The 21,363-nt window shown below is 59.4% G+C and carries 22 protein-coding genes, 1 tRNA gene and 1 pseudogene; 8 read left to right on the forward strand and 16 right to left on the reverse strand.

Annotated elements, in window-relative coordinates; genetic code table 11:
* Window positions 1–9: 9 nt before the first annotated feature.
* On the forward strand, window positions 10–1,038 hold the full coding sequence (antC, locus tag OKW38_RS17910; RefSeq protein ID WP_429362527.1) for an anthranilate 1,2-dioxygenase electron transfer component AntC: 1,029 nt from the start codon (window positions 10–12) through the stop codon (window positions 1,036–1,038).
* Between the two features lie 6 nt (window positions 1,039–1,044).
* Here the strand turns inward: antC and OKW38_RS17915 are convergent, their stop codons facing one another.
* The 3 genes from OKW38_RS17915 to OKW38_RS17925 form a co-directional block, all read right to left on the reverse strand.
* Window positions 1,045–1,968 carry a helix-turn-helix domain-containing protein gene (locus OKW38_RS17915; RefSeq protein ID WP_429362529.1) on the reverse strand — a complete coding sequence of 308 codons (924 nt, stop codon included), beginning with the start codon at window positions 1,966–1,968 and terminating at the stop codon, window positions 1,045–1,047.
* 330 nt (window positions 1,969–2,298) lie between these two features.
* Window positions 2,299–3,783 carry a HEAT repeat domain-containing protein gene (locus tag OKW38_RS17920; RefSeq protein ID WP_429362531.1) on the reverse strand — a complete coding sequence of 495 codons (1,485 nt, stop codon included), beginning with the start codon at window positions 3,781–3,783 and terminating at the stop codon, window positions 2,299–2,301.
* On the reverse strand, window positions 3,783–4,139 hold the full coding sequence (locus OKW38_RS17925; RefSeq protein WP_429362533.1) for a helix-turn-helix domain-containing protein: 357 nt from the start codon (window positions 4,137–4,139) through the stop codon (window positions 3,783–3,785). Before OKW38_RS17925 ends, OKW38_RS17920 begins: the two co-directional genes overlap by 1 nt.
* Here OKW38_RS17925 and OKW38_RS17930 point away from each other — a divergent pair.
* Window positions 4,138–5,934, forward strand: coding sequence for a DNA methyltransferase (locus OKW38_RS17930; RefSeq protein ID WP_429362535.1), 1,797 nt, complete (start codon window positions 4,138–4,140; stop codon window positions 5,932–5,934). The genes OKW38_RS17925 and OKW38_RS17930 overlap by 2 nt on opposite strands.
* Window positions 5,935–6,121: 187 nt before the next feature.
* Here the strand turns inward: OKW38_RS17930 and OKW38_RS17935 are convergent, their stop codons facing one another.
* Together OKW38_RS17935 and OKW38_RS17940 are read right to left on the reverse strand one after the other, a co-directional pair.
* Window positions 6,122–6,469, reverse strand: a complete 348-nt coding sequence (locus OKW38_RS17935; protein WP_429362537.1) for a hypothetical protein — start codon at window positions 6,467–6,469, stop codon at window positions 6,122–6,124.
* Window positions 6,470–7,077: 608 nt separating this feature from the next.
* Window positions 7,078–7,416 (reverse strand): annotated as a pseudogene (locus OKW38_RS17940) (plasmid mobilization protein); the annotation flags it as partial.
* 80 nt (window positions 7,417–7,496) lie between these two features.
* On the opposite strand from OKW38_RS17940, the gene OKW38_RS17945 reads away from it, so the two are divergent.
* From OKW38_RS17945 to OKW38_RS17965, 5 genes are all read left to right on the forward strand, one after another.
* A protein-coding gene (locus OKW38_RS17945) for an IS3 family transposase (protein ID WP_429359704.1) occupies window positions 7,497–8,680 on the forward strand; the annotation gives its coding sequence in 2 pieces (ribosomal slippage) (window positions 7,497–7,752 and window positions 7,752–8,680; 1,185 coding nt in all).
* 516 nt (window positions 8,681–9,196) lie between these two features.
* A complete protein-coding gene (locus OKW38_RS17950) occupies window positions 9,197–9,340 on the forward strand; it encodes a hypothetical protein (protein ID WP_429362539.1) in 144 nt (47 codons plus the stop codon).
* A 127-nt stretch (window positions 9,341–9,467) separates the two neighbouring features.
* Window positions 9,468–10,463: a restriction endonuclease gene (locus OKW38_RS17955; RefSeq protein WP_429362541.1), complete on the forward strand. Its 996-nt coding sequence runs from the start codon at window positions 9,468–9,470 to the stop codon at window positions 10,461–10,463.
* A 35-nt stretch (window positions 10,464–10,498) separates the two neighbouring features.
* Window positions 10,499–11,275 carry a GIY-YIG nuclease family protein gene (locus OKW38_RS17960; protein WP_429362543.1) on the forward strand — a complete coding sequence of 259 codons (777 nt, stop codon included), beginning with the start codon at window positions 10,499–10,501 and terminating at the stop codon, window positions 11,273–11,275.
* A gap of 127 nt (window positions 11,276–11,402) precedes the next feature.
* On the forward strand, window positions 11,403–12,305 hold the full coding sequence (locus OKW38_RS17965) for a PIN domain-containing protein (protein ID WP_429362545.1): 903 nt from the start codon (window positions 11,403–11,405) through the stop codon (window positions 12,303–12,305).
* A gap of 109 nt (window positions 12,306–12,414) precedes the next feature.
* On the opposite strand, the gene OKW38_RS17970 is transcribed toward OKW38_RS17965, so the two are convergent.
* Both OKW38_RS17970 and OKW38_RS17975 read right to left on the reverse strand, forming a co-directional pair.
* Complete coding sequence (locus OKW38_RS17970) at window positions 12,415–12,978, reverse strand: restriction endonuclease (RefSeq protein ID WP_429362547.1); 564 nt, start codon at window positions 12,976–12,978, stop codon at window positions 12,415–12,417.
* Window positions 12,975–13,211: a helix-turn-helix domain-containing protein gene (locus tag OKW38_RS17975; protein ID WP_429362549.1), complete on the reverse strand. Its 237-nt coding sequence runs from the start codon at window positions 13,209–13,211 to the stop codon at window positions 12,975–12,977. The genes OKW38_RS17970 and OKW38_RS17975 overlap by 4 nt, the downstream gene beginning before the upstream one ends.
* Window positions 13,212–13,271: 60 nt before the next feature.
* Between OKW38_RS17975 and OKW38_RS17980 the strand changes: the two genes are divergently transcribed.
* Window positions 13,272–14,258 (forward strand): DNA-methyltransferase, encoded by a 987-nt coding sequence (locus OKW38_RS17980; RefSeq protein WP_429362551.1) that lies wholly within the window; start codon window positions 13,272–13,274, stop codon window positions 14,256–14,258.
* Window positions 14,259–14,776: 518 nt separating this feature from the next.
* Here the strand turns inward: OKW38_RS17980 and OKW38_RS17985 are convergent.
* From OKW38_RS17985 to OKW38_RS18025, 9 genes are all read right to left on the reverse strand, one after another.
* The gene (locus OKW38_RS17985; RefSeq protein WP_429332306.1) at window positions 14,777–15,370 is read right to left on the reverse strand and encodes a plasmid pRiA4b ORF-3 family protein; all 594 of its coding nucleotides are present in this window, start codon (window positions 15,368–15,370) and stop codon (window positions 14,777–14,779) included.
* Between the two features lie 2 nt (window positions 15,371–15,372).
* Window positions 15,373–16,914, reverse strand: a complete 1,542-nt coding sequence (gene tnpC, locus OKW38_RS17990; RefSeq protein WP_429361925.1) for an IS66 family transposase — start codon at window positions 16,912–16,914, stop codon at window positions 15,373–15,375.
* 41 nt (window positions 16,915–16,955) lie between these two features.
* Entirely contained in the window at window positions 16,956–17,303 is a 348-nt protein-coding gene (gene tnpB / locus OKW38_RS17995; protein ID WP_090801994.1) for an IS66 family insertion sequence element accessory protein TnpB, read from the reverse strand.
* Window positions 17,300–17,713: an IS66-like element accessory protein TnpA gene (tnpA, locus tag OKW38_RS18000; protein ID WP_090801995.1), complete on the reverse strand. Its 414-nt coding sequence runs from the start codon at window positions 17,711–17,713 to the stop codon at window positions 17,300–17,302. The genes tnpB and tnpA overlap by 4 nt, the downstream gene beginning before the upstream one ends.
* A 1,153-nt stretch (window positions 17,714–18,866) precedes the next feature.
* Window positions 18,867–18,942: transfer RNA gene (locus tag OKW38_RS18005), tRNA-Ala, on the reverse strand.
* Window positions 18,943–19,006: 64 nt separating this feature from the next.
* A complete protein-coding gene (locus tag OKW38_RS18010; RefSeq protein ID WP_429362553.1) occupies window positions 19,007–19,360 on the reverse strand; it encodes a c-type cytochrome in 354 nt (117 codons plus the stop codon).
* On the reverse strand, window positions 19,360–20,151 hold the full coding sequence (locus OKW38_RS18015) for a BON domain-containing protein (RefSeq protein WP_090802672.1): 792 nt from the start codon (window positions 20,149–20,151) through the stop codon (window positions 19,360–19,362). The genes OKW38_RS18010 and OKW38_RS18015 overlap by 1 nt, the downstream gene beginning before the upstream one ends.
* Before the next feature lie 26 nt (window positions 20,152–20,177).
* The gene (locus OKW38_RS18020) at window positions 20,178–20,765 is read right to left on the reverse strand and encodes a phosphoheptose isomerase (RefSeq protein ID WP_184068788.1); all 588 of its coding nucleotides are present in this window, start codon (window positions 20,763–20,765) and stop codon (window positions 20,178–20,180) included.
* Between the two features lie 142 nt (window positions 20,766–20,907).
* Complete coding sequence (locus OKW38_RS18025; protein WP_187612055.1) at window positions 20,908–21,330, reverse strand: YraN family protein; 423 nt, start codon at window positions 21,328–21,330, stop codon at window positions 20,908–20,910.
* Window positions 21,331–21,363: the final 33 nt, after the last annotated feature.

Genomic DNA, 21,363 nt, shown 5'->3' on the forward strand with positions numbered 1-21,363 from the left:
AGCACGACGATGAAACATAAAGTCGCGTTGAGCTTTGCCGATGGCAAAACCGCGTTCTTCGATGTGAGCCCGAACGAGTTGCTGCTCGACGCGGCGCTGAAGAACGGCGTGAACATTCCGCTCGACTGCCGCGAAGGTGTGTGCGGCACCTGCCAGGGGCGCTGCGAATCGGGCGACTACACGCTCGATTACGTCGACGAGGAAACGCTCAGCGAAGAGGACCTCGCGCAGCGCAAGATCCTCTCGTGCCAGACGCGCGTGAAGTCGGATGCGTCGTTCTATTTCGACTTCGACTCGACGCTGTGCGAAGGCGCCGGCACGAGCACCGTGTGCGCGAGCGTGGTCGGCGTCGAGCTGGTGTCGGCGACGACCGCGATTCTGCGAGTCGATGCGAGCGCGCATGTGCGTCAGCTCGATTTTCTGCCGGGCCAGTATGCGCGCGTGAAGGTGCCCGGCACCGAAGAATGGCGTTCGTATTCGTTCGCGAATCATCCGAACGCGCGCAACGAGTTGCAATTCCTGATCCGTCTGCTGCCCGACGGCATGATGAGCAACTATCTGCGCGAACGTTGCAAGGCCGGTGATACGGTCGAGTTCGAGGCGCCGCTCGGCGTGTTCTATCTGCGCCAGGTCGAGCGTCCGCTCGTGATGGTGGCGGGCGGCACGGGACTCTCTGCCTTCCTCGGCATGCTCGACGACATCTCGGCGAAACGCAATGTCGCGCATCCGGTGCATCTGTACTACGGCGTCACGAATGCAGCCGATCTGTGCGAGACCGGGCGCATCGACGGCTACAAGGCGAGCATCGAAGGATTCGCGGTCGAGACGGTCGTGATGAATCCGGCGCCGGAATGGTCGGGCAAGACCGGGCTGATTCCCGAGCATTTCGACCGCTCGTTTCTCGAATCGAATGGCTTCGACATGTACGTGTGCGGACCGCCGCCGATGGTCGAAGCGATCAAGACCTGGCTCACCGAGCAGGGTATTCAGGATTACCGGCTGTTTTACGAAAAGTTCGGCGAAAGCAACGCGCGATAGGACGTTCTAACGCCGCGCCGCGCGCTTCAGCGTCTCGGATGGCGACTCGCCGAACAATGCCTTGTACTCGGTCGAAAAACGGCCGAGATGCGACATCCCCCAGCCCAACGCCACCGACGAGATATTGCGCACCGAGCGGTCGTCGAGAATATCGCGCCGCGCCGATTCGAGCCGGTAGCGTTTCAGATACGCGATCGGCGCGCAGCCGAAATATTGACGGAAGCCGTCGAACAGCTTGAAGCGCGACACACCCGACGCGCGCTCGATGTCTTCGAGCGTGATCGGCTCGCGCGCGTTGTCGTGGATGAACTGGCGCGCGCGGGTCAGATAATGCGGTGGCGTCGGCGCGGTCGCGTTGGTTAGCTGTTCCGAATAGTTATGCGGCTGTGACAGCAGCAGCCCCTTCAGCAACGTCAGTTCGAACTCGCTGGACATGTAAAGCTGCCCCAGCGACGGTCCCGAGCGCTCCATCTCGCCGGCCAGGAACTTGACCATGCGCCACCACGATGCTTGGTCGCCGGCGGCCGCATCCATGTCGGGCTGGAACACAACCGGCGCTTCGACGGGGCGTTGCAGCATCGTCTGCAGTACCTGTTGGAGCGCGGAGCGCGGAATCGCGACGTGCAGCTTGCGGCAATTGCCGGTGATCGCGAGATCCTGCGATTCCTGCGGACTGACGATCAGACCGCAATCCTGATCCGACAACCACCTCTTGCCGTGTGCTGCGAGCTCCTGCTGACCGACCATCGGCAGGCTCACGCTGTAGCAGTTCAGCGGACTGCTCTTGCTCACCGCGACCGTCACGTCGGTGCCGTATTCGACGTAGCCTATCGTCGTCGCCATCGAACGAAGTACGGTGCCGGACTGGTGGAAGCGCAAGCGCTCTGGATGACTGACCTGCAGGCCGTGGGGGCCGCAGATGGACGCCATCCAGTTGCGGGCGCCGTCTAGGTCGCTTAAGGCGGCACGGAGGTCGCGGTTGTTGGGGTCCGGTGTTGACATACGTGGAGACGAGCTATTGAGGTGCGTGCCCCAAGGGGAGACAGTCCATCTGGGCGCAGAACGGGGGACATGATGGGTTTGGCTAAGCCTACCTCAACCGTGACCGCTCCGGGTGGATGAATGAGACATTGTCGTCGGGTAAAGCACCGCTGTGCTGGCATGGAGAATTGCTGCCAAATGGAAGAGAGACCGAAATTCAAACGAAAGGCGATGCCGCCAGCTTTAACGTGTAGAGGAAACCTGTTACCGAGGTGAATCCTAGACTGCTTGCTTCATCAAGAAGCGAAGGCTTACAACTGCGTCTTCGGCCGAGAGCCAGCTTCCGGACGAAATCATTAGCAGAGGAGCAACCTCGTCATGCAGTCGATCACCTGCTAGGGCACCCCGAACCATCTCCGCTGGGAGTCTGCCGAGTGTTGCCAATACCCACGGACGATTGGGGCTAGCCACGCGCGCAGCTTCGATCACGGCGTGCAGAACTGTGCGACTGCCAATGTTGCGCAATGCCTCAGACGCCGCGGCAACACGGCGCGGCGAGATATCCTGAAGGCAATTTACAAGCTGTCCGACTACATCCTGGTCAGCGTCTGGCCCAAAAGCAGCAATTGCGTGTAGCGCGACGTTGTCGTCGTCGTCCGCAAGGTATGGCAAAAGTTCTCGGTAAGCGCGAAGCCCGGCACGCCCCAACCCCCATACAGCGGCTTGCCGAACCTCGTCGCCGTCAAAGCGGCTCCTATCCGCGGCCACTGACGACAGGATCTCGCGACTGAAAGGTGCTCCGGTGCGTGTGCCCAATTCCGTCGTGATGAAAGCGGCTTCCATGCGCATAGGCGCTTCGGTTTCGTTCCAAATTGCGTGCCGGAGATACTCAACGCCCGCGGTCAACCCAAGCGCCGCTGCCGAACCTGCAACTTCAAGTGCTAGGCGCTTGTCTTCCTCTTCGCCGAGCATGTCCGCAAGCACCGGCAGCGCATCGGCATGAGTGTCCGGCCGGAAGGGAATCGCTTTTGTGGCAGAGTACCGATCGACGATGTTGGCACTTTGAAGGTTGTCAAGCGGCCGGTACGCCTGACGAAGGTACGGGCGCATGTCCGCAAACGTCGCTGGAGTACCCGCCAAGAACTCAGTGCCGGACGCGAAAGTCTGGCCCTTAAGAAGGTAGCTGCGTTTCCCCTTGAGGGCGTAACAATAGCGGCGCGCGGGTGCGCCATCGCCTCCCCATCCTACGAAGAGCCGCTCGTCGTCGTAATCGAGCACCGTGCCCGGCCGGTTTGACACTATGGACGGCCAGGTGAGGTACTGCTCGGAACCTTCTGATGCGGCCTTCATCCCGCTGAGCTGCTTTGCGTCCACCGAATCTCGCAGGTCCCTTACCCCAAAGAAGGATGACGCTCCTGCCGGGATTGAAATGCCGTCCACGTCCTTGCAGGCAATCAGTGCAATGACATCCTCATCGCGTAGCCCAGCATCCCAGTGGCGTTCAGGGTTGTTCGGTGCGTGGCTCATCCGGATATTCAGACTCGCCTTAGCACGCACCTCAATGCGAAGGCCTGTCTTCACGCAAAGCAGATCCGGCAGCCGAAGTCGCTTGATTTTCGTAGACCAAATCTTATTCGAGGTCGAGTACCGCTCAAGCTCGATAGGCGCGAAACCGCGCGCATGAAGTTCGTGAACTACGTGTAGGGTGCCGAGGGCTCCCATTGTCAGAAAGCGGAGAAAACTCGTATCGGCTTTGAAGCCCATTATTTTTTCCAACCCTGTTGGTCTTCCGGCAGAGGGGCCAACAGCTCGCGCACGTCCACCGCCAGCCCGGCAGCGAGACTGAACAAATTCTCAAGCGAAAGGTTGCGTTGTGCCCGCTCGATGGAGCTGACATAAGTTCGATGTAGGCCGGCCCGATCGGCCAACTCTTCCTGGGACAGTCCTGACGCCGTTCGAAGACGACGAAGGTTGACTGCAACGATCCGCTTAGGGTCCTGGCGTACTATGGCGCTCCCCCAATATTTATTTCCCCAGGACTTTAGAAGCGTGTTACTTTTACGTCTACAGACTTTGCGTCTACAGACTTTGCGTCTACCACTTGCATAACTCAGGATCATGTCTCACACGCCCGCCGACCTTCCCGAGAACCTCATCGTGCCGCGGACAGACGCGGTCTATAACTGCCACGCATACCTAACTAAGGTACCCATCGGCGCGATAGTCCCGTTTATCGAGACTTTCACAAAGCCAGGGGACACGGTGCTTGACTTCTTCGCCGGCTCCGGCATGACGGGCTTGGCGGCCGTGCGTGCCGGCCGGCGCGCCGAAATGAGCGACATCTCGGAGTTGGGCAAGCACATTGCGACGGGCTACCTTACAAGGATCGAACGGAACACGCTGCGTGCGGGCGCTGAACAGGCGACGGCTGCCGCTCGCAAGGCGCTCGGCAATCTCTATCAAACCGCCCGGGTAAGTGACTCCAAGCCGGAGGAAATGGTCCGCACGGTCTGGTCATTCACTTATCGGTGCCCGTCGTGCTCTGATACGCTCGTCTACTTCGAACATATTTCTCCCACTGGGTCACCTCCGACGAACTGCCCTAAGTGCGATCACGCATTCGTGAAGCGACTTTGGGAACGCGGTCCTGACATCCCCGTGCAAGTTGTCGTTCGCGGCGAAGATGGCAAGCTGAGTGAGCAACTTGTCAGTGAGATCGATCTTGAACGGATCGCACGCGCCGGAACTGATTCGAGGCAGGTGAAGGTACCATCGCTACCGATTGAAGAGCATCGCGAAATGTTCAGCCGCTCCGGCCTCGGCAAGGTCGGACTACGCGAAACCAAAGGCTTCTTCTCAGCGCGCAACGCGATCGCGCTATATGAGTTATGGAGCGCAATCAACCTGACGCGAAACTCCAAGCTCCGGCAGAAGCTAGGGTTCTGCTTTACCGCAACGCTTCCCCGCGCTTCCCGACGCTACCAGTGGGGCCCGAAGCGCCCATTAAACGCCCAGAACCAGACGTACTACATCGCGCCAATTTATTACGAGTGGAATATCTTCGAACTTTTTGAGAGGAAGGTGGCAGCCGCCATTCGCGCGGATGATGAGCTGTATCGCCCGCGCGATTCCTTTGACACAGCGGCCCCTGCCACCCAAGTGGCTGCCAGCTACATTACTGCGTCCGCTTCGAACCTCGCACATCTGAAAGACGAATCGATCGATTACGTATTCACCGATCCGCCGTTCGGGAGCAATATTTTCTACAGCGACATGAACCTCTTCCATGAGGCATGGATCGGCAAGGCGACAAACCCAGAGAACGAAGCGGTCGTTCATACGACGGGGAAACGCAAGCCTGGGTCAGCCGAACGATATGAGCGGCTACTCCGGGCGGCTTTCTCCGAGGGCTTCCGCGTACTCCGACCAGGGAAGTACATGTCCATCGTCTTTGGCAACAGCAGCGGGAACGTTTGGGGCCTGATGCAGCGTGCTTTGCGCGACTCCGGCCTTGATCCGACCCCAGTGCATATCTCTGTTCTAGACAAGGGTCAGCGCTCCGTAAAGGGTCTTGCCTCCGGCTCCGAAGGGGTGGCTACCGTCGATCTCGTTTTGACGGTTAGGAAGCCGTGCGAAGGGGAGAAGATTCAGACCATTCGCCTCGCCACTGCAGCGAGTCCTAGGTCGTGTATTGCTGACGCGATTGCCTCTCTTAGCATCGAAGACGCCCAAAACCCAAGCCACGTCTACGCTCGCATTCTAAGGCGAGCCATCAAGCAGCATCTCCCTCTCGACGGCTTCCATCTGAGCGATGTACTAATCGCCCTACGCGACGCGGGCTACTCGATTGACCCTAAATCCGGTCTGCTTATTGGCCCGCGGAAATCCCGTCCTTTCGCTCCTGTAGGAGCTTGACCGCGAACAGGTATCCCCGCTCGTACCTCAGTCTGGCAACCCGCGTATAGGACCATGCACGGTTGAGGGGCTCGCTTTCTTTTCTGAGCTTGCGCAACTCGCGAATTGCGGCCTTCATTTGTGCCTAGTCAGCCAATTCGGCAGCCAGTTCTGAATTCATCATGAGCCTTGTGCGTGCGCGGACCGATCAATGCCCTAACGCCGCTTCCACGCCTTCGATGCCCGGCTGAGTACCACCAAGATTGGCGAGCTGCTCTGCTGTCTCGCGGGCCGCATCGAGCCGCAGTAGCTCGCGGGCCGTGCGGCCTACATCGTCCAAGCACAACACCGCTTCGAGCTGGTCGAGCAGCACATCAGCCAGCCCCGCGCATTGGCGCAAGCAGTCGTAGCCAGCCCCACCAAGGGTGATGGTATCGTTGGAGATGGAAAAGCCTCGCAAGCAGACGATTCGATCATGGTAGCGCGAGGCCGGAATCGCGTGAAACCGGATCGAAAGACAGACCGACGCCCTGCCGAAGCGCTCCGAGCCGTACAAGACCGGACGCGTGGGCGGCGCACGCAAAATGATTTAGACACCTAACTATAGACTGCTCTGCTGCGACAGGAAACAAGCCGCGTGATAGAAATCGTGCACATCATCAGGCGCACGACAGCACTGCTGATAGGTCATCCGTCACGCTGCGCGGCGTGACAGATGACCTATGCCACGCGCGTATTGCCCACATCGATACAACGAGTTCGTCCAAGACATGGGGCAGGCCGGCGCCGTCGCCACAAAGCGGCTATCTCCTTATGACTTTTCTTTGTCTGACGAGCGGATTGGCCGGCCTCCGGGCGCGAAGGGGTCTCTGACGCGGCAGTTTCTTTCTGAAGCCCCGAGGGCCAATCATCTGCCGCGCCAGCCGTTCGTCGCGGATACGCTCGGCTAGTCGCCGACGGGTTCGGAGCTTCCGAAAGCTCCTGGCAATGTCAGCAGCTTCTCGCAGACTCGCCACCAACTCATCGAAAAGACGCTTCTCCATTGCTTCCTCGGCCGTGCTGGGCACCATTTGCCATTCAAAAATTTAGCGGCTAAATCTTCGTCGTGATCCTCTCGCGTTTAGCGGCTAATTTTTTCGGTTACAGCTCGCTCATGTTTAGCCGCTAAATTTTTGGTCTTGATTCAGTCACAAGCCTGAGTAAAGTGTTCTGCATCGTAATGATCCGGTCGAGGACGCCATGAATGAGACGGCGCAGATGGTCCGGGTCCTGGTTTCCAAGCTTCTCACTGTTCGTCAACCACAGCTTCAACAAACCGCCAAGTCGCCCTTGATCCCCATTGATCTTTGCGAGTTCGCCGACCAGTTCCGCGTCAATGACGCCCTGGATTCTGCAGCCCATACCCCCATTACGCAGATACGCGGCGACAGAGAGCCCCGCCTGCCGCGCCTTTTCCTTGACGGCCTCCTCTTCGTTGGGAAGCACTGGCACTCGCAAGTGCCGCCCGCTTTTGCGGGTCTGAGCTTGCCCCCGAAAAACGAATCCCTTGCTGAGTGTGTAAGCTCAAGCAAGGAGAGGAAACGATGACGGTCAAGGCAAAGCGGGCGCAGTACACGCTCGAATTTAAACTGGAAGCGGTCCGACTGGTAAAGAACGGCCAGAGTTTGGCTGCGGTGTCGGCGACGCTGGGCGTGGTGCAGCAGACCCTTCACAACTGGGTCAAGGCGGACAGGGAAGGCAAACTGGTCGGAGCCGGGGCGAAGCCGGTCAGTCCCGAGCAGATGGAACTGGCGCGGTTGAGGGCGGAAGTGTCTCGCCTGAAGATGGAGCTCGACATCACAAAAAAAGCGGCGGCGTACTTCGCAAGGGAATTGATGTGAAGTGCGCGTTCATCGACCGGAATCGACGCCACTGGCCAGTCTCGATGCTGTGCGAAGTACTGGGAATCAGTCCCAGTGGATATCATCAGCGTCAGCAGCGCAGCGGTGATGACAAGCCGCACAGATGCCGTATCAGCAACGATGCCCTGCTCGCGCACATCAAGGCAATTCACGTGCAGGTCAAGGGCGAATATGGCTGGCCGCGCATGTGGAAAGAGCTCGTTGCGCGCGGCGTGCGCGTGGGCAAGGAGCGTGTTCGCAAGCTGATGGCGCAGCATGGCATCCGTGCCCGACACAAGCGCAAGTACATCGCGACGACGAACTCGAATCACAACCTGCCGGTGGCGCCGAACTTGTTGGAGCGTAACTTCACAGCAACGGCGCCGAACCAGGTCTGGACGAGCGACATCACGTACTGTGCGACGGCTGAAGGCTGGGTTTATCTGGCGGTCATCATTGACCTGTTCAGCAGGCAGGTGGTGGGCTGGTCGATGCAGCCACACATGAAAGCGGAACTGGTCACCGATGCGCTGCGTATGGCGTGGTTCCGGCGCCGTCCAGAGGCTGGCGTCATCGTCCATAGCGACCGGGGTAGCCAGTATTGCAGCGGGCTGTTCCAGGACACGCTGAAGGCCTACGGCATGCGCTCGTCGATGAGTCGGCGCGGCGACTGCTGGGACAATGCACCGACCGAAAGCCTGTGGGGTTCGTTGAAAGTTGCACGCCTGCATGGCCGGCACTTTGCGACCCGGCGTGCGGCAATGGATGAAATCGTCGACTGGCTTGGCTTTTATAATTCGCGCCGGCTACACTCGACGCTCGATTACGTCAGCCCCATGACGTTCGAGAAAAACTGGTTCGCCGCTCAACAGGGGCGAGCCGCATAAATCTCTCAGCTATGGGATTCGCGAAACAGGGGCAAGGTCAGTCGTCGTAGGTTTCTTCTTCTCCATTGGCGTCCAGTCGATGCGGCCTCAGTTCGCTGTTTGTGTCGGCGGTAACCGACTATGCTTCAACGATATGTGTCGATTGACGCTGGCGAATTGGCAATGAAGCTCAGCTGACCCAAGCCTGAAAAGCACTGGCGGTCGGTCCATCGTTCACTTGCGCGGTGGATCGATCAGCTTTAGCTCTGCCCTTACGTTTCTTCATCAGGCGGTTGTGTCGTGAAGTCGATACTGACGATTAAAGCGGACCGTCGAAACGGCAGATCGGAAATTCGTCCGAGTCGCGACCTATCTTCCTCTGAACCGGCAAGCAACCATCGAACAAAAGCACGCTTTGGCGCGGCGTCTCAACGATGACGTGTTTCTGCCTGTCTTCACGGTGGACGCTGACGAAGACCTAACAATAGCCTAGTTATGCCGTATGGATGTGGTCTGATTGCTGGAAACTTTGTCGCGGTGGTCACGCGGTTCGCATCGCGGCTGGAATTTGTTGGCGAGACGCACAACGACGAACACCTGATCGACTTTGGTGCGCTGGACTCGCTGCCCGCCGTGGCCGACACCGGATCGGGATTGAACAGCGGCGAACTGCTTCACTGACGGACCGTCATCAATGCCGATACCGCCCACTTGGTGGCGGTTTTTTGTATTATGGGCCACGAAAATTTAATGATTGACGCTGTGCGGGCCACCGTGCGGCGTCCGACAGCTAAAGCGACGGGGGCGTATGAGCAAAATGTGGATGATCCGGGCTGATGGCGGTAGCCTCTACGAGGAATTCCGCGAGAAAGGCATTGCTGCAATCGGTTGGGCGCAGATCGCTCCTCACGCCAAGGTCGGAATGACGCGGAAAGAATTGGTCGAGCTTTATCTGACTGTTGAGCCAGCGACCAAGGAAAAAACCGCGATTTCAGGCGCATCACAGGTGTGGCGCTTCATGAATGAGGTCGCGATTGGCGACGGGGTCGTCACGTATTCGCCCGCTAACCGTACCTACCTTATCGGAAAGATGACGGGCGACTGCGAATTCAAGGCAGATTTAGCGGATTCAGGGATGGCATTGACTCGGACTGTCGCTTGGCAAGAAAAGGAAGTCGAGCGGGATAGTCTGTCTGATGCGACGAAGACAAGCTTGGGATCGACACTGACTGTGTTCGTTGTTGCCGAATTCGCCATGCAAGAGCTTCTTGGCGAGGCTACCGGAAAACCGATGCAGCCGACCCCGGAAGTATTAGAAGAACAAGTGGAAGCCGACCCACTGTCGGGCATGGAAGCGCTGGCCCTAGAGCGGATCAAGGACCTAGTTAGCAAGTTGGATTGGGCAGAGATGCAAGACCTTATTGCTGGCATTCTTCGCGCGATGGGCTATAAGACGCAAGTTTCTCCGGCTGGTAGTGATCGGGGTAAGGACATCATCGCCTCGCCCGATGGGTTCGGCTTTGAACATCCACGGATCATTGTGGAAGTCAAGCACCGCAAAGGTCAGATGGGGACCAAGGAAATTCGAAGCTTCCTTGGCGGGCGTCATCCAGACGACCGGGGACTGTATGTCAGTACCGGTGGCTTCAGCAAAGAGGCGTACTACGAAGCAGACCGCGCATCGGTTCCTCTTACCCTATGGACATCGGATCACATTGTCCGAGCGTTGATCGACCACTATGAGGATACTGATACGGAGACGAAGCGTCTCGTCCCGCTGAAGCGTACGTATCTCCCCGCTTGAGTTTAGGAAACGACGTTAAGACCGATGGAGCGCTGATGAAACGCCTTTTCGATATAGGGTTCGCCCCGGTGGGATGTTGGCGACGGCGGGATGGTAGTCTGAACCTTGAACTTACGGACAAAGTGGATCATGCGAACGTGCTGTACGCATTTATCAGCGGCGACGACGTGCTGTATGTAGGGAAGACCACTAAGACCTTGCGGGGCCGTCTCGCTTCCTACTTGAAGCCGCGCGAGTCGCAGCGGACCAACACCCGAAACAATGGTGCGATCCGAGACTTGCTTTCTGCCGGCCGGGAGGTCAATATTTTGGCGCTCCCGGATCTTGGCTTGCACCGCTACGGAGAGTTCAAGATCAACTTCGCTGCGGCGCTGGAAGACAGCATCATCAGGACGCTGTCACCGCCGTGGAACGGGATGCGTAGCAAGAGCACGAAAGACGATGGAGATGACGAGGAGGCCCCCGAGTTGGATGCCGATGATGTCGCGCCTGACATTGACGCCGAAATGTCCGCATCTGCACCGTCGTTCCAGTTCATTCTACAGCCGACGTACTACAAAAACGGCTTCTTCAACGTCACTGTCGAGAACCAGCATCTATTCGGACCACAGGGGACTGGCATCGACATCTATTGCGGTCCTGAGAAAGCACTCGTTCAGGGGAGATTCGACAGGACGACCAACTCCAACAGCACGCCGCGCGTTTATGGATACTCGCCGTTGAGGGACTGGTTTCAAGCGAATTTCGAACAGATGCAGCCAGTAACGGTGAGAGTCGTCGGTCCGGCGTCAATCGAACTGGCATCGTTGTGACGACCGACGCGAGGAGGTCATCTTGTCGCCGATCCGCCGCTTCCAATAACGCTCACCAGCCATGTTTGATGTGCTCATCGACACCAGCGTTTGACTGCACCTTGCGGCAGATGCGAAGCAGAGTCCTTTGCTCGACCTCCTAATAGAGAGGCTTCTTTCGGATGGACGAGTGACGCTGCTAGTACCGCGCATCGTTGTCGATGAATTCCATAAAAATCGTGCTCGGGTTGCCCAATCGAGCGCGAGGGGCCTTTCGGCACACTTCGATCGGGTGGAGAGCGCCATCCGCAGGGCTCAGGGCGATAAGCGGCAAAAGGGACGGGTGCTGGACTACCTGTCGGACTTGGACCGCCGTATTCCCATTTGGGGTGGTGCCGCAGAAAGCGTACTGACGCGGATCGCTGCAGTCCTGTCCGCATCAGCCGTCATCGAAGCAAGTGATGCGGTAAAGGTTCGGGCGGCAGACCGTGCGCTGCATCGAAAAGCTCCGTGCCATCATGAAAACAAGAACTCGATGGCTGACGCAGTGCTGGTCGAAACGTACTTCGAGTGTGTGCGGACTATGGGCGGCGCGGGTCAGCGGTTCGCCTTCGTCGCCCATAACAAGCACGATTTCGGCATCACCAACGGCAATCAGAAGCTGCCACATCCTGACTTGGCCGGTTCGTTTTCAAAGATCAAGTCAATGTACTTTATCAATTTGGCCGAGTGCTTGCGACGTATCGATCCAATGCGCGTTACCTATGCGATGTGGGAACGGGAATGGGACCAAGAGCCGAGAAGACTTGCGGAGATGTTGGAAGCTATGGACCGGCTGACAACGCAAGTTTGGTACAACCGCCACAAGTATCTTGCTTGGCAGGTTGAGAAAGGCACACGTAAGATCGTCAGTCGCGAGGAATGGACCCAGAAAAAGCTGAACGGCCAGACCCATACCGTTGAGGAAATTTGGACATGTGCGCTGAAGGCGGCGAGGAAGGCGGAGCGAAAGCTATCTGTCTCCTGCCGCCTTCACCCAGCGATTTTATAAAACGCAGCTCGCGGCTTAACCCAGTGCACTCCACTATTGACGACGGACCTCACTAGGTCGCATGGCCGGAAAGCGGCTCCGCCGCCGATGGCGCAGCTAGTGGCAGCGACTACTCGTCGTCTGGCGCAAATCCCGCTGGATCGTGCGGGGTAGGTTGACGCTCTCGCGTGGCGAACGACGGCGGCTCACCATAGACCAGCCGCCCATGCCGCATCACGTAAGCTACCGGAATCTTGGGGTTATTGATGTCCTTGTTGCCATCGTCTCGCCACTTCTGCTCCCACTTGGTGTAGTAGAATTCGAGATCTGCGGGTTCCAGCACGTACACCGCCTGAAGCGTGATGTGGCGATAGATAGCGAACATCCACGGTACTTGCCTGTACTTCGCGATGATGACCGGGTTCATGTGATGATGGGTTGAAAATCCCTTGGTCAACTCGATGTTGACGGATTTCAATTCCCACTCACGTCCCGAAGAGTCCACGGCATCGTTGCCCTCTCTTCCCGGAATGATCTTCAATCCCATCAAGAGCAGCACCTGCAACAGCTTCCCCCCGTTATCTTGGAAGATGTCGTCAATGCCGTGTCGCGTAGCAAGCGATTGATATTCTTGCACTGCCGGCCACGCTTCCAACAGCCGGTCATAGTCGTCGTGCGGTCGTAGGGTCGTCACTCTTTGGTCTCTCCGAGTAATGACGCGGGAGAGACGTTCAATGCCTTAGCTAGCCGTTCGATGTTATCGATTGAGATGTTTCGCTCACCCCGTTCCACAGAACCGACGTAGGTCCTGTGAAGTCCAGCCAAATCAGCCAGAGTCTCTTGCGACAAATGAAGCCGCTCCCGCGCCGTCCTCACGTTTCGAGCGAACAGCTTTCTCGTTGCGGAGGGGTTTGAAATGCTTGTCATCCGCGGGATAATTCCATCGATGATGCCGATGAATCTACAGACTATAAGTAGCACTTTCCGATGATCCAGACAGTTCCTGCGTACTACACGTCCAAGGGCGCCGCATACGTTGGCGATTCCCGCAAATTGCTTGCAGAGTTGCCAGACGACAGCGTTAACCTAGTCATCACCAGTCCTCCCTTCGCCCTGCAGCGTCAGAAGGAATATGGCAATCTGGACCAGCACGAATACATCGACTGGTTTTTGGAGTTTGCTAGCCTCGTACACCGAAAGCTGAAAGCTGATGGAAGCTTTGTGGTTGACTTTGGCGGGGCTTACATGAAGGGGGTCCCCGCCAGGAGCCTTTACAACTTCCGAGTCATGATTCGGATGGTCGATGAGATTGGATTTTTCTTGGCCGAGGACTTCTATTGGTTTAATTCCTCGAAGCTGCCAAGTCCCATCGAATGGGTCAACAAGCGCAAATTGCGTGTGAAGGATTCCATCAATACGGTCTGGTGGTTCAGCAAGACGGAATGGCCCAAGGCCGATGTGTCCAAGGTTTTAGCGCCTTACAGCGACCGGATGAAAAAGCTTATTGAGGACCCAGAGAAGTTTTACACACCTAAGGTGCGGCCTTCGGGGCACGATATTGGCCGAGGATTTGCGAAGGACAATGGGGGCGCGATCCCACCCAACCTACTTCAAATCCCCAATTCAGAATCGAACGGACAATACCTCGCCGGCTGTAAGGCCGTTGGAATGAAAGCTCATCCGGCCCGCTTTCCCGCCAAGCTTCCCGAGTTTTTTATTAGAATGCTCACTGACCAGAACGACCTCGTTGTGGACATCTTCAGCGGTTCCAACACTACTGGACAGGTCGCGCAGGCTGAAAATCGAAGGTGGATGGCGTTCGAAGAACTTCGAGAATATGTAGCCGCGTCCGCCTTCCGATTCCTAGACAAAGGGACATCACCGGACGTGATGCGTGCAGTGCACGAACGCGTAATGGAAAGAGAATCCGTAGAGATTGAACTGTATCGGCAACAGGCTAGTTTGGCGGTGTGAGGTTCTGACTGCAAACTCAGCGGTACATAGTCCCGCTACATATCAGGACGAGAGTGCATTACCTTGAACCACGCGGGAAGACCGGTCACGTAGCGTCGCTGCGGCTATCGTCCGCACAGTGGACCGACTGTTTGCCCATCACCCACCGTGACACGCGATAGCAACCAGTGTCACAGTGGGTATTGGCGCAATGTCGGCACCGTTGCCCCTCAGTCGTCAATTGACTGACCGGTACCGATGGGTACCACCAATGTCACAGCGGTATTGGTCACAGTGGTGGTACCGTTGTCTACCATCAGTCGGTCAATTGACTGACCGACCAATATGGTACCGGTCAGATTTCATCATATACCGTGTATGGTCCATGGGCGAAACGGAAGCCGTCAAGGCAGCCCGATTCCCGCCAGCGGTCCCTGACGCTCGAACAAGGAATGGATTGGCTCATCCGCAGACAGCAACAGTCAACACCGCGAACCAACAGTCCCACCGTAAGCGACATTTGAAGGCCGCCTTGACGATCAGAATTTGATTTCGAAGAGGCGTTCGTTGACGCTCTGGAGGTCAAAGGCAACAGGATCGAAACTACCGCCGCACCAGTCGAGCAACCGCTGGTGTTCGTCATGAGCCGGATCGATGATCGCGTCGAGGAACTCGATGTAGCCGGGTACGCCGCCAACATCTTCCGGTGGACAGGCATTGCGGCCGTCCAGGCAGAGGGGCGAGCGCAGCTGAGGGTCAGGTGGCAAGACCTTCTCGACCTTCACACGATGCTGCCAGTTGTCACCGTAATCGTAGATGTAGGTGAATGACTTCAGTGCACCGAGCGCCTTGCCCAGGCTCACCCGCGCTTCGTTGAGCATCGGTGGGTCACTCGGGAAGTCCGGATCGGGCACCCCGTAGTTGATGTCGCCGAACACGAATTCGTGCAGGTGGCCGCCATCCCAGCCCATCGCCCACAGCAGCACGACGTGCAGCTTCGGCAGCCTGATCGAGGCAGGGACCAGTACCCGTCTCCAGACCGCCGGCTTCAGATACTTCAGCTCGATGCGCAGCTGGTAGACCGGTACCTGTGAATTGACCGCGCGTAACGCGGGTTTGCGAGTCGATGCCATCGTCATGCGGCCTGCTGGAATGGCTGCTCCACCGGCATCAAATGCCACGGCAGCAACGCGTCGATCCGGTTGATGGGATGATCGGCGATGCGCTCGAACACCATACGCAGATACGCATACGGTTCGATGCCATTCAGGCGTGCCGTGCCGATCAGGCTGTAGATGACCGCCGCACTCTGTCCACCGCCGTCAGAACCGGCGAACAGATAGTTGCGCCTGCCGAGAACCAGCGGCCTGATCGATCGCTCCGCGGTGTTGTTATCTATCTCGATGCGTCCGTCTTCACAGTAGCGCACCAGCGCCGGCCAGTTCCCCAGCGCATACCGGATCGCCTTGCCAAGGCCTGACTTCGCCGAGACCTGCGCGAGCGTATGTTCCAGCCAGTCCTTCAGTGCACCTGCGAGCGGCAATGCCCGCGCCATGCGCACGGACTGCCGGACCTCCGGCTTGTGGCCGCGCACCTCGCGCTCGATGGCATACAGGGCTGCGATGCGGCTGAGTGCCTCCTGCGCCACTGGCGAACGCTCCAGTTCGTACAGGTCGTAGAACTTGCGCCGCACATGCGCCCAGCATGCTGCCTCGATGATCGTGCCATCGCGGTACAGCGCATCGTAGCCACTAAAGGCATCTGCCTGCAGGATGCCCGACCAGCCCTGCAGATGCGTACGAGGTCGCTCTCCCTTGCGGTCGGGCGAGTACTGGTACCAGACTGCCGGGGGTGCCCGGCTGCCCGCCGGCCGGTCATCGCGTACATACGTCCACAAGCGTGCCGTACGTGTCTTGCCGCGTCCGGGTTCCAGCACCGGGACGGGCGTGTCATCCGTATGGATTTTCTGCGCCTCACGCACATACCGGCCAACGGCATCCGCCAGCGGCTGCAGCAGTGCGGCGCACTCGCGAACCCACGAGGCCAGCGTGGCACGATCGAGTTCAATGCCGGCACGGCGATAGATTCCTACCTGCCGGTATAACGGCATATGGTCAGCGTACTTGGCGACCATCACCTGTGCCAGCAGACCCGCACCGGCCATGCCACGTGCGATCGGGCGCGACGGCGCCGCTTCCTGGACGACCTTCGCACAACGGCTGCAGCTCAGCCGGGGGCGCACGTGGCGGATCACCCGGAAGTACCCCGGCACGTAGTCCAGCATCTCGGAGGCGTCTTCACCCAGCTTGCGCAGCCGGCCACCGCATTCGGGGCAGTCGCAGCCCTGTGGCCGGTGCTCCACCACCTCGCGTGGCAGGTGCGCAGGGAATTCGCGCGAGCGGCGGCGCAGTGGAACCACCGGCGCTGCCGTGTCTACGGGTTCATCCGACGCCGCTTCTGGCGCCGATGCGGGCACGGCACCTTGTTGCGGCAGTGTCCCGTCACCCAGTGCGAGCTGCAATTGTCCCGTCAGTTCTGCCATGCGTTCCGACGAGCGCCCGTACTGCCAGCGCTTCAGACGCGAGATCTCGGCGAGCAGGCGCGCGATGGTTTCTTCGCGCGAAACAAGCATGCGCTTGAGTGTGTCGATGTCGTCGGGGAGTCGGTTGACTGGCATGTCTGGGAGTTTACCAGGCACGTTCAGAAGTGGGGGCAAATTTACGCGGCGCATGTGGGCTTCCACGTCCGTTCGGGGCGTCGCCAGTCGATGCCTTCGAGCAGCATCGACAGTTGTGCCGCCGACAGATGGATGCATCCCGCGTCGGCCTGCGGCCAGATAAAACGGCCTCGCTCCAGGCGCTTGACGTACAGGTTCATTCCATCGCCACTCCACCACAGCAGTTTCACCAGATCGCCCCGGCGACCACGGAAGGCAAACACGTGGCCCGAGAACGGGTCTTGCTCAAGGGCCACCTGCGCCAGTGCAGCCAGACCATCCATGCCACGGCGCATGTCGGTGACGCCTGCGGCGAGCCAGATGCGGGTGCCGGTCGGCAGCGCGATCATGCCGGCCTCAGGCAATGCAGCACCAGTCGCAGCTGGGCTGGGTCTACCTTCCCGCTCACTCGCACGCGTGCGCCATTGAGCTCGATCTCGATACCTGAAGTCGCGGCTTCCTGTGCGCGCAATGGCAATTGCGCTGTCGGCACCGGTAGCGACGAAACCGCCATCGAATCATCCGGCGACATCGCCACCGGAACGAACACTGCCGTCTCGCTCACCGTCCTGTTGTCCAGCAGACCAGCACGGTACTGCCTGCGCCACTTGAACACCATGTTCGGATTCAGACCGTGCGACTGCGCGAGCTTTGCCACCGAGATGCCCGGCTCGCACGCTGCCATCGCAACTTCACGCCTGAATTGAGGCGCGTAATTCGGCCGCCCCTTGCGGCTCCCGGCACAGTCGATCTCTGTCATCAAAGTGGTCCCCACTACTCGAAGTGATGGGCATCACTTTGGACACTCTCAACGTCGACGTCGATACGGCCTTCAAATGACGCTTACGTCCCACCATGCAATGGTAGAGACGGTCCAACCGTTGCCGACCATTGCGGGACAATCACATCGTCAATGCGGCGGATGCCAACTTGAATTCGACCAACTGTCCGACAGTCGGCCTTCCGCCAATCCCGCCGTTGGCCGACCATTGAACGGCCTGTAACGGCTGTCGGTTCTAACGATCCATTCATTGCCAATAGTCCGGGACGCAACAGCCCAGCGCCATTCAGCTAACCGCCAACGGTCGGACCCGACTGTTGACCCCGTCTTGAAGCGCATGGGATCCCGTCAAGATAGGCAACTATCCTGTCACCCTGCGGGGTGTCGAGTCAGACGACGACGGAAGCAACGCAATCGGGTAGGAGGCGGGGTTGCCCCCGCCGTCCTCCCACAACACCGGACGTACGGATCACGTATCCGGCGTTTCCTGACGACTGGATTGCTCCAGCGAGCTTCGTTTCGTTCGTCGTGTCGCCTGTCGTTCAATGGACACCCCAACCTCTCTCAGGCTTCCGGCCGTCAAGTTTGATCGCAGGCTCCCGGCTGTGCCGAGACTTGTGCCCAAACGCTCAGAGAGCACGCGTGACTATCCACTCTCGTCAGGTTCGGCCCTTCACTGCTCCGGTTCCGAGCCGCTACTATGGCCTCTGCTGACTCCCGCCAGCCCATCCCGGCACCTTGCGATGCCAGTAGCACAAGGCAGACTGACGGGGCTCCCAGGGTAATGCGCGCGACCTTCCTGCTTATGCCTGTCGGATCTACATCGTGGCGTTCCGTGCAAGTATTGGGCTTTACAGATCTTGGACTGCTCACCCCGCCACACCGCCTGATATCCGCTTCCTGTTCGTCAGGCCAGCATTTTGCCTGCGGCTTCCTTCAGATTCCGCCTTACGACGGACAGCCTTGCCGTTCAGCTAGCACTTCCCCTTGCCGGGTGTGCAGAGGACTTTCACCCCCAAGTCATCCGGCTCGCCACCACAGCGGGTCGGACAGCGCCAGCCACGGCGCTACGCGCCATGCCTGGCGCACCAAAAAAAAATCAGCCTAACCGGCTGATTTTAAAAGAAACTTTTGGTGGAGAGGAGGAGGATCGAACTCCCGACCTTCGCATTGCGAACGCGACGCTCTCCCAGCTGAGCTACCCCCCCAACACAAAAATAATTCTAGCACAGCCATTTTCCCTTTTGCCAAGCCTCCAGCCCCGGGAAAACCTCATCTGGACGGCGCGCCCGCGAGCACCCAGTCGACCACCGCGCGGATATCCCCATCGCTCATCGATTGATGGGCCGGCATCGGAATCATCCCCCATACGCCGGAGCCGCCGTCCTTCACCTTGCGCGCGAGCTTGGCCGGCGCCTGCGCGTCGCCCTTGTACTTCGCGGCGATTTGCTGGAACGACGGACCGACCAGTTTGCGATCGACGGCGTGACAGCCCATGCATGCATTCGCGGCGGCGACCTGCTGGCCGCGCGGCGCCTCGGCCGCGCGAGCACCCGACGCCATCGTGCCGGCGAGCGCGCCCACCGCCAACGCGAACACGACACCCGCACGCGTCATACCGCGCATCAAGGCACCGCCTTCGGATTACCCGGTCGCACCGACGTCGACGAGTTGACAGGCGCAGGCGCCTGCTGATCGAGCGGCCGCGCGCTCACCGACGAATCGGGAATCGCGCCGACCGTCGGCTCGCTGACCTCGGGCTGCGAGGCGGCCACCGGCGCCGTCGCACCGGCGGCCGCAGCAGCTTCGGCTTCCTGCGGCTGGATGTACTGGAACACCTTGACCACCTCGACGACGCCCGGCACGCGGCTCGTGACGTCGGCGCCGATATTGCCCTCATTCATCGTGACGAGGCCCATCAGATAGACGTTGCCGCGCTCGGCCACGACCTTGAAATTGTTCGCCGAAATGTTCTTCTCCGCGATCAGAGCGGTCTTCACGCGCGTTTCGAGGTAGGTGTCGTTGGTGCGCGACGAGAACGAGCTCGCCGGCGCGATCGCCAGTTCATTGACGATCGTATTCACGTTGTTCATGTTCCGCACGATGCTCTCGGCACGCTGCTTCGACGCCTCGCCCGCGACCTCGCCGGTCAGCAGCACGCGGCGGTTGAACACCGTGACGTTAACGTGCGCGGAGTCCGGCAGATTCTGGCTGATCTGCGACAGCGCCTTCACCTGAATCTCGCGATCCTCGGTCTGCGCGCCGAGCGTGCGGCGGTCGGTCGCCATCAGCGCGCCGCCGCCCGCCGCGGCCCCGACAGCGAGAAAGCAGCCTTGCAGCGTGGCCGACAGGCCCGCCGCGACCCCGACCACGAGCACGGTTCTCACCAGTGTCTTCTTGATGCGGAAAACGCTCATCAACTAGCTCTCCTTCGAAATCAGTCTCAGTCTTCGCCGAGCAACATGGCATCGATGCCGTCGCACAGGCAATGGATGGTCAGCAGGTGCACTTCCTGGATGCGCGCCGTGCGGTCGGACGGCACGCACACGTGGATGTCGGTGTCGCTCAGCACTTGCTGCGCGCGTCCGCCGCCCTTGCCGGTCAGCGCAACGACGATCATTTCGCGCTCATGCGCGGCTTCGATCGCGGCGAGCACGTTCGCGGAATTGCCGGATGTGGTGATCGCGAGCAACACGTCGCCGGGCTGACCGAGCGCCCAGACCTGTTTCGCGTAGATCTGTTCGAACGAATAGTCGTTGGCGATCGCGGTGAGCACGGAGGTGTCGGTGCTGAGCGCAATGGCCGGCAGACCTGGCCGCTCGCGCTCGAAGCGGCCGATCAGCTCGGCCGCGAAATGCTGCGCGTCGGCGGCCGAACCGCCGTTGCCGCACGCGAGGATGCGATTGCCGTTGGCGAGCGCGGCGAACATCGTGTCGATCGCGGCGGCGATCGGCATCGACAGGGTTTCGAGGGCTTCGAGTTTGACTGCCGCGCTGTCGCGGAAGTGTTGTTGGATGCGTTCGACTGACATCGAGTCTCTATCTTCTACCGCGAATGGACCGCACTGCGCGGCCGTGTTGTGAAGTCATACTGCCAGGCTGTGGCCGCCGATGAGTTCGCGCGGCACGCGAGCGCAAGTTTATCGCACTCACGCGCGTTGTCTGCGCTGTCGGTCAGACTTCGTCGGCGCGAAACGCATCGCGCAACCACACGAGCCTGCCGCTCTCGAACGCGACGACGTCGAAGCGGCACGCGGGTTCGTCGCGCGGGCCGCGGTTCGTCGTGGCGCGCGTCGCGAGATAGTGCCGCGCCGCTCGCACGATGCGCTGTCTCTTCTGCCAACCGATGCTCGCAGCCGCACCGCCATAATGCCGCTGCGCACGCGCGCGAACTTCGACGAACACCAGCGCGCCGTCACGATCACTCATCACGAGATCGATCTCGCCGCCCCGACAGGCGACGTTGCGCGCCACGAAGCGCAGACGCTGGCGCTGCAAAAATTCTCGCGCGCGTGCTTCGAAAGCCGCGCCGACGGATTTGGACTGGTGAGCGCAGGAAAAGTTGTGGGCGGTTTTTGGACCGGCGTGTATGGGCATCTTTTGCGCAGTCTTCGGCGCGGCCTGCTCGCG

Source organism: Paraburkholderia sp. MM5496-R1 (genome assembly GCF_050436205.1).
Classification (GTDB): Bacteria; Pseudomonadota; Gammaproteobacteria; order Burkholderiales; family Burkholderiaceae; genus Paraburkholderia; species Paraburkholderia tuberum.